The organism is Deferribacter thermophilus (assembly GCF_049472675.1).
GTDB classification, from domain to species: Bacteria; Chrysiogenota; Deferribacteres; order Deferribacterales; family Deferribacteraceae; genus Deferribacter; species Deferribacter thermophilus.
This window is the reverse complement of sequence record NZ_JAPNXM010000004.1, coordinates 140,118-156,917: the sequence shown is the minus strand read 5'-3', so window position 1 is coordinate 156,917 and position 16,800 is coordinate 140,118. Positions and strand designations below refer to the sequence as shown.

At 30.1% G+C, this 16,800-nt stretch carries 16 protein-coding genes; 9 read left to right on the top strand and 7 right to left on the bottom strand.

What is annotated here, in order from left to right; genetic code table 11:
• Position 1 precedes the first annotated feature (1 nt).
• The 5 genes from OWM07_RS05345 to OWM07_RS05325 form a co-directional block, all read right to left on the bottom strand.
• A complete protein-coding gene (locus OWM07_RS05345) occupies positions 2 to 586 on the bottom strand; it encodes a DUF448 domain-containing protein (RefSeq protein ID WP_423302639.1) in 585 nt (194 codons plus the stop codon).
• Complete coding sequence (nusA, locus tag OWM07_RS05340; RefSeq protein ID WP_423302638.1) at positions 586 to 1,914, bottom strand: transcription termination factor NusA; 1,329 nt, start codon at positions 1,912 to 1,914, stop codon at positions 586 to 588. Before nusA ends, OWM07_RS05345 begins: the two co-directional genes overlap by 1 nt.
• Before the next feature lie 8 nt (positions 1,915 to 1,922).
• Positions 1,923 to 2,399, bottom strand: coding sequence for a ribosome maturation factor RimP (locus tag OWM07_RS05335; protein ID WP_423302637.1), 477 nt, complete (start codon positions 2,397 to 2,399; stop codon positions 1,923 to 1,925).
• Positions 2,400 to 2,520: 121 nt separating this feature from the next.
• On the bottom strand, positions 2,521 to 3,057 hold the full coding sequence (locus OWM07_RS05330; RefSeq protein WP_423302636.1) for a gamma carbonic anhydrase family protein: 537 nt from the start codon (positions 3,055 to 3,057) through the stop codon (positions 2,521 to 2,523).
• A 1-nt stretch (position 3,058) separates the two neighbouring features.
• Entirely contained in the window at positions 3,059 to 4,003 is a 945-nt protein-coding gene (locus tag OWM07_RS05325; RefSeq protein ID WP_423302635.1) for a sensor histidine kinase, read from the bottom strand.
• Between the two features lie 81 nt (positions 4,004 to 4,084).
• On the opposite strand from OWM07_RS05325, the gene OWM07_RS05320 reads away from it, so the two are divergent.
• Together OWM07_RS05320 and rpsT are read left to right on the top strand one after the other, a co-directional pair.
• A complete protein-coding gene (locus OWM07_RS05320; protein ID WP_423302634.1) occupies positions 4,085 to 4,621 on the top strand; it encodes a helix-turn-helix domain-containing protein in 537 nt (178 codons plus the stop codon).
• A gap of 91 nt (positions 4,622 to 4,712) precedes the next feature.
• Positions 4,713 to 4,988 (top strand): 30S ribosomal protein S20, encoded by a 276-nt coding sequence (rpsT, locus tag OWM07_RS05315; RefSeq protein ID WP_423302633.1) that lies wholly within the window; start codon positions 4,713 to 4,715, stop codon positions 4,986 to 4,988.
• Positions 4,989 to 5,030: 42 nt separating this feature from the next.
• Here rpsT and OWM07_RS05310 read toward each other — a convergent pair whose 3' ends face one another.
• Positions 5,031 to 5,810 carry an ETC complex I subunit gene (locus OWM07_RS05310; RefSeq protein ID WP_423302632.1) on the bottom strand — a complete coding sequence of 260 codons (780 nt, stop codon included), beginning with the start codon at positions 5,808 to 5,810 and terminating at the stop codon, positions 5,031 to 5,033.
• A gap of 24 nt (positions 5,811 to 5,834) precedes the next feature.
• Positions 5,835 to 7,919 (bottom strand): elongation factor G, encoded by a 2,085-nt coding sequence (gene fusA, locus OWM07_RS05305; protein ID WP_423302631.1) that lies wholly within the window; start codon positions 7,917 to 7,919, stop codon positions 5,835 to 5,837.
• 134 nt (positions 7,920 to 8,053) lie between these two features.
• Between fusA and hflK the strand changes: the two genes are divergently transcribed.
• The 7 genes from hflK to OWM07_RS05270 all read left to right on the top strand — a co-directional run bounded on the left by hflK (position 8,054) and on the right by OWM07_RS05270 (position 16,794).
• Complete coding sequence (hflK, locus tag OWM07_RS05300; protein ID WP_423302630.1) at positions 8,054 to 9,040, top strand: FtsH protease activity modulator HflK; 987 nt, start codon at positions 8,054 to 8,056, stop codon at positions 9,038 to 9,040.
• Positions 9,027 to 9,881 (top strand): protease modulator HflC, encoded by an 855-nt coding sequence (hflC, locus tag OWM07_RS05295; RefSeq protein ID WP_423302629.1) that lies wholly within the window; start codon positions 9,027 to 9,029, stop codon positions 9,879 to 9,881. Before hflK ends, hflC begins: the two co-directional genes overlap by 14 nt.
• A 39-nt stretch (positions 9,882 to 9,920) precedes the next feature.
• The gene (gene trkA, locus OWM07_RS05290) at positions 9,921 to 11,264 is read left to right on the top strand and encodes a Trk system potassium transporter TrkA (protein ID WP_423302628.1); all 1,344 of its coding nucleotides are present in this window, start codon (positions 9,921 to 9,923) and stop codon (positions 11,262 to 11,264) included.
• Between the two features lie 2 nt (positions 11,265 to 11,266).
• Complete coding sequence (locus OWM07_RS05285; protein ID WP_423302627.1) at positions 11,267 to 12,718, top strand: TrkH family potassium uptake protein; 1,452 nt, start codon at positions 11,267 to 11,269, stop codon at positions 12,716 to 12,718.
• Complete coding sequence (gene hypF / locus OWM07_RS05280) at positions 12,715 to 14,988, top strand: carbamoyltransferase HypF (RefSeq protein WP_423302626.1); 2,274 nt, start codon at positions 12,715 to 12,717, stop codon at positions 14,986 to 14,988. Before OWM07_RS05285 ends, hypF begins: the two co-directional genes overlap by 4 nt.
• Positions 14,989 to 15,197: 209 nt before the next feature.
• Positions 15,198 to 16,085 (top strand): ABC transporter ATP-binding protein, encoded by an 888-nt coding sequence (locus OWM07_RS05275; RefSeq protein WP_423302625.1) that lies wholly within the window; start codon positions 15,198 to 15,200, stop codon positions 16,083 to 16,085.
• Between the two features lies 1 nt (position 16,086).
• Complete coding sequence (locus OWM07_RS05270) at positions 16,087 to 16,794, top strand: ABC transporter permease subunit (protein WP_423302624.1); 708 nt, start codon at positions 16,087 to 16,089, stop codon at positions 16,792 to 16,794.
• The last annotated feature ends 6 nt before the right edge of the window (positions 16,795 to 16,800 follow it).

The window sequence follows — 16,800 nt, the reverse complement described above, 5'->3', positions numbered from 1 at the left end:
ACTAAATCCAATTTTTTAATTCTTTAATTTTCTCTAGAACATCTATCATAACTGAAGCCAGTTGTTTATTAACAACTGCATAAGCTCCTCTTATCGGTCTATGAATATTCATTGCAACACTCTTTTTATCTTCAACATAATAAAAGGGCACCTTCTTTCTAATTATCAAATTTGTTAGTTTGGCTTTACTATTATTACTTACATCAGAGGGGAATAAACATAAAAAAGCTTTATCGTTCATCAAACTATTCTTTACATTAAATATCCCTTCTATAATATTTTTAGATGTTATATTTACCCTCATAAGGGTGTAAAGGTACCTTTTATATGTCTCTCTTACATGCTTTACCAATTTTATAAAAGATATATTTTCTCTTAGCTCACATTTGAAATTTTTAGCAAATAAGTTCTTTTTAGTTGCTTTTTTAAAACACCCTTTATCAAAACAAAGATAAGCACCTCTTCCCTCAAGCTTTTGCTTTAAATCAAACACAACTTCACCATCAACATTAACAAACCTTAAAAGTTCTGGCTTATACTTTTCTTCACTACATGAAATACAGGTTCTAATAGCTTTACTTCCCATTATTCCTCTTCATTATCATCTTCGATATCTTCCTCATCATAACCTAATTCTTCAAGTTTTGAAGTTAAATAATCTATTGCAGAATTAATGATTAGAACTGCCTGATCTTCATTTACACCTAATGCCATAACAACTTCATCTACAGTTGCAGTAGAAAGTTTTTCAACATCATCTATCCCTGACTCCAAAAGCTTTGAAATCATATTTTCATCTAAAATTTCTAAATTTTCTAAATTATAAATTTCATAAAATTCTTTAAGTTCTTCTTCTTGCTCTTGCAACCTTTCTTTCCTTATAATATTGTATTCGCTCTCTTTAAGCACATCCAATCTCCATCCAGTAAGTATAGCAGCTAATCGAACATTTTGCCCCTTCTTACCTATAGCAAGAGAAAGCTGATCATCTGGGACAACCACTTCAATTGTCTTTTCGTCTTCAAAAATATTTGTTAAAATCACTTCAGCAGGTGACAGAGCATTACAAACAAACTTTACTGGGTCTGGAGACCACTCAATAACATCAATTTTTTCACCCCTTAGTTCATTACTAATCGCATTAATCCTTGTTCCTTTTAAACCAATACATGCACCAACTGGGTCAATATTACTATTTTTTGAGTAAACAGCTACTTTAGCACGATCTCCAGGTTCTCTTGCTACTGCTTTTACCTCTATAATCCCTTCAAAAACCTCAGGGATTTCAACTTCAAATAATTTCTTTAAAAAATCTGGATGGGTTCTTGATAAAATTAATTGAGGCCACCCTTTAACAACCTTTATTTCTAATAAAAGGGCACGAACATAATCACCTCTATCATAGTAATCACCAGGGATTATTTCTCTCTTTGGCATGAAAGCTTCAGTTTTACCAATACTAACTATCATACTATCTTTGTCAGATTTGAGCACCACCCCTGTAACTATTTGACCAACCTTATTCTGAAACTCATCATAAATTACCTGTTTTTCAGCTTCCCTGATTTTTTCTACCATGCGTTGTTTTGCTACAGTTGCAGCTTGTCTTCCAAGCTCAGTGAATGAAACAGGGACCATTATAACATCACCTAATTGAGCATCGGGTTTAATTTTTTTAGCCTCATCAAGCAAAATTTCATATTTCTTATTTTCTACCGACTCCACCACTTCTTTTGGAACCTTAATATCTATCTTCCCTTTTTCTAAATCAACTTCTACTTCAGGCTCTGTAAATTTACCATATTTTCTAATTACAGCAGCTTTTATAGATTCTTCTAAAGCATCTTTTAATAAATCTTTAGTTATACCTTTCTCTTTACCAATTTCATCAGCTACCTTTACAAGCTCTTTCATCTTTCCTCCTAAAACTTTATATCTAAATTTGCTTTTTTTATATGAGAATACTCTATTTCAAATTCTTTATTTTCTTCTTCAACGAATATCCTAATCTTACTTTCTATTACATCCTTTATTATACCTTTATAATTTTTACGACCAGACTCATCACCTTCTTTAAGCCTCACCTTGCAATATCTCCCAATATATTTTTTAAATTCTTCCAAGCTCCTTATTTCTCGATTTGCTCCAGGAGTAGATACTTCTAAATTGTATTTTTCATAAGGGATGATATCAACTTCATCTAACCATTTAGATACTTTTTTACTAACAGCTACACACTCATTTAAGCCAACATTTGCACCATCTATGAATATACGAAGAACCCAACCTGTTCTTTCCCTTCGAAATTGGACATCATAAATATCTAACTCTGCATTTTTTATATTTTCATTAAGATAATTCTTAACTTTTTCTATGATACCAGTAACTAAAGCATCCATAACTTACCTTTACAAAAAAATAAGTGGGCAAAGCCCACTTGATTTGATATATAACATATAAGTTTTGTTTTTTCAATACTAAATTTATATAATAAGATCTACATTTGAATAAATGGTTAGTTTATAGACAGTTATTATATTTTCCCAAATTTAAATAAACATTTTTATATTCAATATATCGCAAGGCATAATTTTTTATCGATCTAATCTCATCTTCGGTTAATTCTCTTACAACCTTTGCAGGGCTACCCTTAATCAAAACATTAGGAGGAAATTTCTTACCAGGCGGAATTAATGAACCAGCTGCCACCAAGCTATTTTCTAATATTTCACAGTCATCCATTATAATAGACCCAATACCAATCAAACAGTTATTAGATATTTTGCAACCGTGCAAGACAGCACTATGACCTACCGTAACATAATCACCTATTATTGTTGGATATTTATTTAAAGTACAGTGAATAACTGAGTTATCTTGAATATTTGAGCAACAGCCAATTTCTACAAAATCCACATCCCCTCTAATCGTTACATTAAACCATACACTCGAATCATCCCCAATTGAAACATCACCTACTAATACTGAACTCTTAGCTAAGAAAACATTATCCCCTATTTGCAATCTTTTTAATAATCTTTCTTTAACCTCTCTCATTTTAACACTTCTTCAACTTAATTATGTATTTATTGCTATATTCATTGCTTTCTATTTGAAAATCTACATCATTTTTAACTGCAAGTTGTTTAGCAACAAATAACCTGTATTCAGGCTCATTAGTATTTAATTCAACATCAGTTTTTACAAAATAGTTTTTAACTTTTTCAATATCAATTTGCTTTCCAGTATCTTTAAACTCTACAATAAAATATTCCTCACTTTCATACATATTCAACTCTATACTACCTTTCTCTGTATTTACTACTGAAGCAAGGGCAATATTTAAAAGTATACTATTTAATACTGACTCTTTAAAACTAACATTAGGAATATTTTCAGGAATGTTGTAATCAAAGATAATCTTGTCATTATTCTTAATCAACCCTTTAATCGTCGAAACTATTGACTCAAACAAATATTTAGGCTTATCACATATATCCTTATCAACTATTTCAAATACTGGCTTTTTTGATAGTTGAATTAAATTATCAATAATAGATTTCAATCTTTTTGCTGACTCATCAATCATCTCTATCGAAGATTTAATATCATCTCTGGTTAAACTTTCAAAATCTTCTACCATAAGCTTTGTAAAACCAATAATAGAATTCAATGGAGTTCTTATCTCGTGATTCATATTTAAAATTAAATTTTCACTATAACTTTTATATGTTTCCAACTCCTTTTTAGATTTTAACAACTGCTGGTTAAGAGCATGTAACTCTTCATTAGCAGCCTTTAATTCAGATGTTGCTTGATTTAAATTTTCAATCTTTTCTTGTAAAGCTTCTTCTTTATCAGTTAATTTTTTGACAATAAAAAAGGTTAAAAACAATAGATATAATACAATAAAAAAATCAGCCACCAAATGAAATTTACTAAAACTTAATATTATATAACCAAAAATCACCAAAATAGTTGTAATTAAAGCTTGCTTATGCATTTTAATTTTTAACTACCCCCTTGACATTTTATAATTAATTTAATATATAATTGAAAAATAAATTAAAATCAAGGAGATAAGATGGGCTACGGTGCAAAATTAAGAGAAATAAGAAAAAGATTGGGAATGACATTAGAAGATGTATCACAAAAAACAGGGTTTACCAAGAGTTTTATAAGCCAAATAGAAAACGGGAAAAACTCACCGTCAATAGCTTCACTAAAAAAAATCTGCTATGCTTTAGGTATAACTATAAGTGAGTTATTTGAAGATGAAAGAAATGTCGTGTCTAAATTCAGTTTTGATGATTATAAAGTATTAAAAAACAAAAACCTTGATATATACTTTCTTGCAAGCAAACTTGTTAACAGAAAATTAGAACCTTTACTCTTAGAAATGCACCCAAATTCTGAAACAGGGTCTAATTTTTATAATCACACAGGAGAAGAGTTTGGATATGTTTTAGAGGGTGAAATTACTGTCGTTATAGGTAATGAAGAATATGTTTTAAAAGAAGGGGAATCGATTTACTTTAGTTCTAATTTGCCGCACAAAATAAAAAATAAAACAAATAAATTTGCAAAAGCATTTTGGGTAGGAACACCACCTAGTTTTTAAATTACAAATAAAGACACAATTTACTTGACTTGAAGAAATATTTTTGTTATTAAGCGCACTGCTGTATTTGTAAAAAAATAAGAGGTGAAGAATGGCAAACAGTTTATCTGCGAAAAAGAGAATTAGACAAAATGAAAAGAGAAGACTTAGAAACAAATCTTACAAATCAATGATGAAAACTTATACAAAAAAGTTTTTAATGGCTTTAGAATCTGGTAATATAGAAGAAGCCGAAAAAAAATTTAACGAAGCTGTAAAAATAATTTATAAAGTTCATTCAAAAGGTGTAATCCATAAGAATCAAGCTGCCAGAAGAGTTTCTAGACTTGCTAAAAAACTTCAGGCACTAAAAAATAGCGCTGCATAACATTAGATAAGGGGTTTCCCCCTTATTTTACTAAATAATCTATTATTTTATACCTAAACGTTTTTTAAATTCGTGAATATCTTTTCTATCATTGAAATTTAATATTTTAACATCATAAACTTTATTTTTTATATTTCTCTTTTTTATCAGAGCATTTATTTTTTTAGCCTTTGCATATTGAACTGCTTCTTCTTTAGATTTGAATTTTTTCACAAAAGTCACAGGCCTTCCTGCAATATACTTTTTTGAATAAGGGTTAATTCGGTAAAGCTCCCATACTGTATTCTGTATATAATATGATTTAATTATTTTTATTTCTTTATCCGTTCCTTTTAATATTGATTTAATATTTTGTAACTTATCTTCGTCTATTCTTTTAACCATTATTGATAACTTTTTATTAGAGGTATTGTTATTATTAGTTTTGACACTAACTTTTTTAGTATTAACAACAGGTTTAACATTAGCTTTAGCAATCTCTTTCTTAGCAATCCCTTTTTTTTCATTAAATTTATTTAAATCATTATTACCAATAATTTCAATTTCACCTATTTTTACATATTTAATATTAGATTTTTTATCCTCAGGTAATTTGTTTTCTTCTTTTTTAACTTTATTATTAATTTTACTGACTTCTTTCTCTTTTTTCTTATCCAAGTAATATGAAGCTGTTAAAATAATTGCTAATAGCAACAATAGCGTAATCAGACCATAAAAAAGGAGCAGGAAATTTGGCCTGCTCCTTGAAGATTTATCCTCTTTTAGCTCACCATGCTCAATTTGATAAATCTCTGAAAAAGATTTATCAAAGTACTTGAGCAAATTCAGCTCAATCATACTCTAAAGCTATTCTTTCTCTTTTTCTGCTTTAGCTTGAGCTATAATCTTTTCTGCTATATGGGTAGGTACCTCCTCATAATGGCTAAACTCCATAGTAAACATACCCCTACCCCCAGTCATACTTCTTAAATCAGGTGCATATTTTAAAATTTCTGCCATTGGAACCTGAGCTCTAATATGCTGACCATTTATTTGTGGTTCAACATTTATAATTCTACCCCTTCTTGCATTTAAATCTCCCAAAACTGTACCAACAGTCTCTTCAGGCACAAAAACATCAATGTTCATAATAGGTTCCAAAAGAACTGGTTTTGCTTCCATAGCAACCTTTTTAAACGCCATCGATGCTGCTATCTTAAATGCAAGCTCAGAAGAATCCACAGAATGATAAGAACCATCGTAAAGGATAGCCTTAAAATCTACCATTGGGAATCCTGCCAAGATCCCCTCTTGTGCAGCTTCTCTTATCCCTTTTTCTACAGCTGGTATATACTGTTTTGGTACAACACCACCGACTATTCTATCTTCAAACTGAATTCCAGCACCTCTTTCAAGTGGCTGTAATTCTATCCACACATCACCGTATTGTCCGCGGCCACCAGTTTGTTTTTTATATTTACCCTGACCTTTTGCTGAAATTTTTATTGTTTCTTTGTAAGGAACTTTTGGTGTTTTCAATTCTACTTCTACTTTAAATTTTTCTTTAAGCTTTTCCACAACAACTTCTATATGCATTTGCCCCATACCGCTTAACAATAACTCATTAGTCTGCTCATCTCTTTCAACTCTAATACCAACATCCTCTTCCATCAATCTGTGTAGTCCATTGGATACTTTATCTTCATCATCTTTTGATTTTGGTTGCAATGAAAAAGAAATAACTGGATCAGGTACCTCAACCTTTGGAAATTCTAAATTACTCTTTTTGGAGGTCAAAGTATCAAAAGTTGTTGTATATTTTAATTTATTGATCATAGCAATTTGACCAGCTATTACTTTATCTGTTTTAATAAAGTTTTTACCTTGCAAGAGATAAAGCTGGTTAACCTTCTCAAACTCACCTTTAGTAGTATTATAGATTTCAGTATCATTGGATAACTCACCAGAATACACTCTAAAAATTGTCAATTTACCAGCAAATGGGTCAATAAATGTTTTGAATACAAAGCCCATAAATTCTGAATCATCTGGTTTTACAGGCACTTCTTCTCCAGTTTTTGTATCTATTGCAACTTTATATTCCCTTTCTAAAGGTGAAGGTAAATAATTTATTATTGCCTCAAGTAAAAATTTACTTCCAATATTTTTTACAGCAGAACCACAAAGCACAGGAATAAACCTTTTAGAAATAGTCCCTTCTCTCAAACCATTTTTAATCTCTTCTTCAGTTAATTCTTCACCTTCTAAATATTTTTCAATAAGCTCATCATCGGTTTCACTAACAGCTTCTAAAAGTTTAGTCCTATAGTTTTCGACTTCATCCATCATATCTGAAGGTATTTCAGCTTCTTTAAAATCTGCTGTTGGCTCATCAGGATAGATATATGCTTTCATTCTTACTAAATCCACTATCCCTTTAAAATTGTCTTCTTTACCTATAGGTAAGAAAATTGGCAACGGTGTAACTCCAAAGGATTTTTCTATATCACCCAAAGCTCTAAAAAAATCTGCTCTTTCTTTATCCATCTTATTTACAAAAATTAGTTTTGCCAAATCAAACTCATCGGCAAATCTCCACACTCTTTCAGTTTCAGCTTTTACACCTGTAATGGCACTTGCTATCACAACAGCTCCACCTACAGCTGATAATGCTACTTTTGTTTCATGCAAGAAATTTGCATATCCTGGTGTATCAACAATATTTATCATATTTTTATTCCAAAGAATTGAAGCCACTTTAGAATTTATAGAAATTTTCCTTTCAATTTCTACTGGGTCAAAATCCATTACTGTTGTTCCATTATCAACACTACCAATCCTGTTTGTAGCTTTAGCATTAAATAAAATAGTTTCCACCAAACTTGTTTTACCTGCTCCACCATGCGAAATAAATGCTACATTTCTTATGTTGCCTGGATTACTAACATTCATAGGCTCCTCCAGAAAAATTTGTTTTATATAAACACTTACTTAAGTTTAACAGAATAAGTCAAAAGTTTCAATTATCAATTGTAATTAAATGAAATACTGTTATAATGTCATAAAACTATTTGGAGGAAAATTCGATGGATAATAACCCTTGGGGAGATGAAAAATTTGAGCTAAAATTACCAAAATTCAAGTATAAAGGGACTATTTTAACTGTTATAGGTCTGCTTCTAATTGTAGTCTGGTTCTTATCAGGTGTATTTATAGTAAAACCTAACGAACAAGCAGTAGTAAAAAGGTTTGGAAAAATAATAAAAATTGTAGGTCCTGGGCCACATTATCATCTTCCTTACCCCATAGAAACGGTAGATAAAGCTGAAGTCACTAAGGTTCACAGAATAGAAATAGGGTTTAGAAATTTAAGAAATGGAGGTTACAAAACTGTTAAAGAAGAATCTTTAATGCTAACAGGAGATGAAAATATTGTAAATATTGATTTTATTGTCCAATATAAAATTTATGATATTTCTAAATACTTATACAATGTAATTGATGTACCTAAGACTATTAAAGATGCTGCAGAAGCTACAATAAGGGAAGTTGCAGGAAAGGAAAATATAGACGAAATATTAACAACTGGGAAAAACAGAATCCAAATTGAAACACAAAAAATTTTACAGAGGATATTAGATGATTATCAAACTGGGGTAAAAATTGTAGCTGTACAACTTCAAGATGTAGAGCCACCTGATCCTGTCATAAAATACTTTAAGGATGTAGCAAGTGCTAGAGAGGATAAAAACAGATTTATAAATGAAGCTGAAGCTTATGCTAATGAAATTATCCCCAAAGCCAGAGCTAAAGCTGCATCTATGATATTAGAAGCTGAAGCATATCAAAAAGAAAGAATTGAAAAAGCAAAAGGGGATGCCTATAGATTTTTAGAAACACTAAAGAGCTATAAAACTGCACCTGAAATTACAAAGAAAAGACTATATTTTGACACATTAGAAAAAATATTGCAAAGAAGTGAAAAATATATATTTGATGCTGATTTTAAAAATCTTACCCCATTGATAGGGCTTGAAAGATTAAAAACTGGAGAAAACAATGAAAAAAGGTAGTATAATTTTTATAATAATTTTTGTTCTAATTATTGGATATAAAAGCTTCTTCTTTGTTGTTGATGTCACTGAATACGCTATCATAACCCAATTAGGTAAACCAAAAAAAACAATTACAGAGCCAGGTTTATACTTCAGACTACCATTTATTCAAAATATAATATTTTTTAGTAAAAAACTGATGGAGTATGATGCTCCACCATCAGAAATTTTAACAAAAGATAAAAAAGCGCTCGTTGTGGATAATTATTGCAGATGGAAAATTATAGAACCTTTAAAATTTTATCTATCATTTAGAGATGTCAGAAGTGCACTTGCTAGAATCGATGATATTATCTATTCTGAAATGAGAATAGAATTAGGCAAACATGATCTTATTGATGTAGTTTCCAAAAATAGAAATGAAATCATGAAAAATGTAACAATAGCATCAAAACTCAAGGCCAAAGATTTTGGTATAGAAATAGTTGATATAAGAATCAAAAGAGCAGATTTACCTCCAGAAAATGAAAAAGCTGTTTACGCCAGAATGAAAGCAGAAAGGGAAAGGATAGCAAAACAGTATAGATCTGAAGGGTATGAAGAAGCCCAAAAGATAAGAGCTAAAACTGAAAAGGAGCGCACAATAATACTTGCTGAAGCATACCGAAAAGTTCAAGAAATTAAAGGGGAGACTGATGCAAAGGTTATTAAAATTTATGCAGATGCCTTTAGCCAAGATCCCGAATTTTACGATTTCCTTAAAAAATTAGAAGTTTATGAAAACAGCTTTGATAACAAAACTAAATTATTTTTATCAACAAATAGTGAAATATATAAGATGTTAAAAAGCTTAAAATAAGCAATTGATTTTTAATAAAAATTTATTATAGTGGCCAGCATGAAAAATATTATCATAGTTGGTGCAGGGGAAGTAGGTTATAACCTTGCTTCCCATCTAATCACAGAAAATAAAAATGTTGTATTGATTGATAAAGATAGTGATAAAATTAAATATGCTTCCACCCACCTTGATTGTATAACAATTAAAGGGGAAGGGAATAATATAGAAATTCTCGAAAAAGCAGGAATAGAAAATTGTGATATTTTTATTTCTGCTACAGACTCCGATGAAGTAAATATTATATCATGCCTTATTGTTGCAAACGAGTTTAATGTGCCAATAAAAATCGCTAGAGTTAGAAATTTAGATTACTCAAAAAGAAATTTTTTTATTAAAAATAACAGTGGGATAGATCTTTTGGTAAATCCAGAAATTGAGGCAAGTAAAAGTATTATAAACAGTATCATACACGGAGCTGTTAGTGATGTATTTACATTTGAAGGCACAACAATCCAGCTTCGTGATATCTACATCGATCCCGAATCAAAAATAGCTGGATTAACACTTCATAATTTGAAGAAGAAATTTAATTTCCCATATATAATTGCTGGAATACTGAGAGATGAAAAAATACTTATACCACATGGAGATACAAAAATATTAGAAGGCGATAACATTTATATTGTTGGTGATGAAAAAAATCTGGATATCTTTTTCAAAAAGATTGGATTAAAAATCAAAAGGATTAAAGATATAGTGATAATAGGTGGTGGTAGAATAGGTGAAATAGTAGGTAATGAACTTACAAAACTTGGTAAAAATGTAATGTTAATAGAGAAAGATTACGATAAATGCAAAGAGTTAAGTGAAAAATATGAAAATATTATGATTATTAATTCTGATATTACAGATAAAAATATTTTTGAGGAAGAAAATATTAAAAACTATGATTTACTGATTGCTACCACAGGGAATGAAGAATTAAATATTTTAACAGCAGTTTATGCTAAAAAAATAGGTGTAAAAAGAACAATATCGATAATAAATAAATCAAATTATCTAAGTCTTGCTTCAAGTTTAGGGATTGATGCAACAATTAGTACAAAGCTTAGCTCAGTAAGTGCTATATTAAAATTTATACGAAAAGGTAAAGTTAAATCTGCTTATTCAATCTTTGATGGTAAAGCTGAAGCTTTAGAAATAGTTGTAAATGAAGGTAGCCCTTTGGTTAATAAAAAAATAAAAGAAATAAACCTTCCAAAAGGGGCTTTAATTGTAGCTGTAAATAGAAATAACGAAAATTACATTCCTGATGGTGAGTTTGAAATTAAAATAAACGATAATATTATAATTTTTGCTCTTCATAATGTAGTAGAAAAAATTGAACAGTTATTAGTATAGCTATGCATCTCATTACAATTGTTAATATTATATCAATTTTATTAATTTTGATTGCTGTATCAATGATATTTCCTGCAATTTGGGCATTGTATTTTAAAGAATTTAGCTGTTTTTTAACATTTTCAACAATTATTATTTCAGTATTAATAGTATGTTGTGTTATTTTCTGTATAACAAAAAATAAAAAAGAGAATAATTTATCCACAAAAGATGGGTTTCTCTTAGTTTCTTTGAGCTGGTTACTTGCTTCTATAATAGGTGCTTTACCTTTTTATTTCTCTGGAGCAATACCTTCCTTTGTAGATGCTTTTTTTGAAACAATGTCAGGCTTTACCACAACTGGTGCATCAATCCTTACCAATATAGAAGCACTACCCAAGTCGATACTCTTTTGGAGATCACTTACACACTGGTTAGGCGGGATGGGAATTGTCGTGTTAACTGTAGCCATTTTACCACTCCTTGGTATTGGTGGGCTACAACTTATTAAGGCTGAAGCGCCTGGACCAACTGTAGATAAAATTACCCCCAGGATTGGTGAAACAGCCAAGTATTTATGGTTTATTTATGTAGGCTTTTCAGCATTAGAAACTATTTTGCTGCTTTTTGGCGGAATGAATTTATATGATGCACTCACTCATACTTTTGGAACAATGGCAACTGGTGGATTTTCCACAAAAAATTCTAGTGTAGCACATTTCAATTCAGCATATATCGATTATATTATTACGATTTTTATGATACTTGCTGGAATTAATTTTAGTCTTCATTATAAATTATTAACTGGTAATATTAAAGAGATTATATCTGATTCTGAGCTAAAAGCTTATCTTACAATTTTTATAGTAGCTACCCTTCTTTTATCTTATGATTTAACCAAAAACCACTTTAACAACATTTGGAATGCATTAAGATACGGTTCTTTCCAAGCAGCATCAATTTTAACTACCACAGGATATGCTACTTACGATTATGAAAAGTGGCCTGCTATGTCTAGAACGATCCTTTTTCTCTTAATGTTTATAGGTGGATGTTCTGGTTCAACCGGTGGAGGTATAAAGGTTATTAGAGTTTTTACACTGTTCAAACAATCTTTAATTGAAATGAAATATTTAATAAGGCCTAAAGGTATTTTCACATTAAGATTAAGTGGAAGTGTTGTAAAAAAAGATATTGTCTATGCAATATCAGGTTTCTTTTTCTTATATATAGCAATAGTTTTAACTGTAGCTTTACTAGTATCTCTTGAAGATGTAGATATTTTAACCTCTATTTCTTCAGCACTTGCCACTGTGGGAAATATAGGTCCTGGATTTGGTAAGATTGGCCCCACTGAAAATTACGCTTTTTACTCAGATTTCTCAAAATGGGTATTAAGCTTTGCAATGATGATTGGAAGACTTGAAATTTATACTGTGCTTGTATTGTTCACACCACATTTTTGGAAAAAATGAAAACCTTTCAGATAAATATTCAAGGGATTGTTCAAGGAGTTGGGTTTAGACCTTTTATTTATAATTTAGCAAAAAAGTTTAATCTGAATGGAGAAGTAAAAAATACCTCTTCAGGGGTAGAAATAAAATTAAATTGTAAAGATGAAAATGAGTTAACAAATTTTATAAACGAAATAAAAAACAGCGCACCTCTTTTATCCCATATAGTCAATATCAAATATTATGAAATCAAAAATCAAATATTTAGTGATTTCATCATAATCAAATCAGAAAGCAAAAATGATATTACATTTGTATCCCCTGATGCAGCTATTTGTTTAGATTGTGAAAAAGAGCTCTTTGATCAAAACGACAGAAGATATCTTTACCCTTTTATAAACTGTATTAATTGTGGTCCAAGATACTCTATTATAAAACAGATCCCCTATGACAGATGCAATACCACAATGTCTATATTTGATATGTGTAATTCTTGCGAAAATGAATCCAATGACATGAAAGATAGAAGGTTTCATGCTCAACCAAACTGTTGTCATAAATGCGGACCATCTGTTTTTACAAAAAATAATAAAGGATTAGATGCTATAATTGAAGCGGCAAAACAGATAGATGATGGAAAAATAATTGCTGTAAAAGGGTTAGGTGGATATCATCTCATCTGTGATGCAACCAACAACGAAGCGGTAGTTAATTTAAGAAATTTTAAAAAAAGGGATTTCAAACCATTCGCTATAATGGTTAAAGATTTAAAAACAATTTTAAAGTATAAAGATAGTCTATCAGAAATTGAAAAATTTATTCTTACTTCCCCTCAAGCTCCCATTACAATAATCAAATGGCCTAACTATCCACTATCAAATCTTGTCAACCCTCTAAACGACAAAATCGGGATAATGTTAGCTTATACCCCTTTACATAAGATATTGCTTTCATTTACAAAAACTGATTTTATAATTGCTACAAGTGGTAATCTAAAAGATGAACCTATTGCAATTTCAGAAAAAGAAGCAGAAGAAACTTTATCATTTTCTGAACTCTTCCTTCATCATAACAGACCAATTCATAACCGAGTGGATGATTCTGTGGTTACAATAGTAAATAATGAAGTCTATACCTTACGAAGGGCTCGGGGTTTTGCTCCTTATCCAATAATGTTAAATAATAATCTTAATAAAGTCATTATTGGTCTTGGTGCTCATTTGAAAAACAGTATAAGTTTAGGTGTAAAAAATTATATATTCCCTTCTCAATATATTGGGGACTTAGACAATGCTAAATCCACAAAATTTTTTGAAGAAACTGTTAATAAGTTGCAAAAGCTTTTCGATGTAAAATATGATATTGCTATTACGGATTTACACCCTGATTATTACACATCAAGATACGCCAAAGAACAGAATAAGCCCATACTAAAAGTTCAACATCATATAGCTCACTTTTTTTCAGCAATGGCTGAAAACGGTAAAGAAGATAACTGTATTGGGATAATTTTTGATGGATTGGGGCTTGGATGTGATAAAAAAGCATGGGGTGGAGAAATTTTCACCTTTAATAAAGGAAGATTAGATAGATATTCTCATCTTGATTACAGTTTACAAATTGGCGATGCCACAGCCAAAAAGCCTTACTTAATGATGATTTCTTATCTAATAAAATACAATTTATTAGATAGGTATATAGAATTATTAATTAAACAGTATGGCATAGATAAAAAAGAAATTAATTTTATTAAAAATATTCTAAATCATAAATTAAACTGCATCGAAACTTCTAGTATAGGAAGATTATTTGAAGCTGTGGGATCACTTTTATCAAGAGTAAAAGAGAATGAATTTGAAGGTCATACAGCGATACTTTTGGAATCTTTTGCTGAGAAATCTAAAACAAATGATTATTATCCATTAAAAATCAAAGATAAAAGAATAGATTTCGGAAATCTTATTATATATTTATTAGAAGATTTATCAAAAAATGAAAGAATAGAAGATATTGCACTAAAATTCCATAACAGCATAAGCAAAATCATTTTGGATATATGTTTAAAAATTAAGCTTGAAAAAAGTCTAAAGGATGTCGTTTTTAGTGGTGGTGTCTTTCAAAATTTAATCTTGACTGAGAAAACAGCTGAACTACTTAAACAAAATGGGTTCAATGTTTTTTTACACAAAAAGATCCCACCAAATGATGGGGGGATTTCTGCAGGACAAGTTTATTATTACTATATTAAAAATATTAAGAACTTAGACGATAAATTTGAAAAATTTTGGTGAACTTTTAATTAATATCTTATATCTTTAAATTTGTGAATTAGATATAAGAATATAGTCTATTCAAGTAACGGATTGCTTCGCTAACGCTCGCAATGACAGTTATATTTAGTCGTTGCGGGGTAATAATAGTTGCCGAAGCAATCTCAAATTTTTGAAATTTTGAATAAAGTTCTTTTTGTGATGCAAACCTATTATATTGGAGGGATTCAATGATAGAGGTAAAAGAGCTCAAAAAATTTTATGGAAATTTTGAGGCTCTCAAAGGGATAAATTTTAGTGTAGAAAAAGGGGAAATCGTAGGTTTTTTAGGGCCAAATGGTGCAGGAAAGACTACAACCATGCAAATAATAACCGGTTTTATGAGTCCAAGTTATGGTGAGATTATAATTGATGGTGAAAAGGTTGATGGTTTCAAAACAGATCTTAAGAAAAAAATAGGGTACTTGCCCGAAAATAACCCAATTTATAATGACTTGTCAGTTTATGACTATCTATCCTTTTTTGCAGATCTAAAAGGTTTAGATAATAAGAAAAGAGAAATCAAAAGAGTTGCTGAGCTAACTAAAATAGAAGATGTAATTGAGAAAAAGATTGATACCCTTTCAAAGGGGTATAAGCAAAGAGTTGGTCTTGCTCAAGCTATTCTTGGTAATCCTGAAATTTTAATTCTTGATGAGCCCACCACTGGACTTGATCCAAACCAAATTATAGAAATTAGGAATCTCATTAAAGAGCTTGGTAAAGAAAAAACTGTAATTTTATCAACCCACATCATGCAAGAAGTGGAACAAACCTGTGAAAGGGTTTTAATAATCAATAAAGGTCAAATTGTAGCTGATGATAAATTAGAAAATTTAAAAGAAAGAAATGGAAGAATAATTTTAGAGGTTGATAAAGAATTACCAGTTGAGTTCTTTAAAAATTTTGGTGAAGTAGAAAAACTTAGTGAAACAAAATTTATTATTAAATCGAATGAAGATATTAGAAAAGAAATATCTAAGCTTTGCTATGAAAATGGCATTCTTATTTACGAGCTGAAAATAGAATTTGATGATCTGGAAACAACATTTAGAAAACTCACTTCTGTGGAGGTCTAAAATGGGGATTAAAGCAATAGCTATTAAAGACTTAAAACAGACATTCTATCACCCTACTGCTTATGTATTAGCATTTTTCTTTCTAATAATTACTGGTTGGTTTTTTTCGAGTACACTGTTTTTAATTGGTCAAGCGGAGCTTAGAGATTTTGTGGGGATTGTACCATTTTTAATGATGTTTTTTATCCCTGCAATTACAATGCGCACTATTTCTGAAGAAAGAAAACAGGGGACAATTGAGCTAATTTTAACGAACCCTGTTACAGATAGCTCTCTTATTTTTGGAAAATTCACATCATCTATGCTAACTATTATATTTTTTATACTTTTTACAATATGTTATCCGATTGTTTTAACTTTTATTGGTGAGCCAGATATGGGGCAAATCATCTCAGCATATATTGGAATAGTATTACTTTCATCATTTTACATTTCCATTGGGATTTTTGCATCTTCATTAACTTACAATCAGATTGTTGCCTTTATCCTTTCATTTTCAATCATATTCTTTTTTTATCTATTACAAAGGGTTTCAATATTTGTACCGCCTGCATATCAAGAGATTTTACTTTATCTATCATCCACTACCCATTTTAAAAAATTTACTATGGGCTTAGTTACATTACAGGATGTAGTCTATTATCTTTCTGGTACTGCACTTTTCCTTCATATTGCAAACGATATTATAGAATCCAGACTTACTAAATGAGGTGCA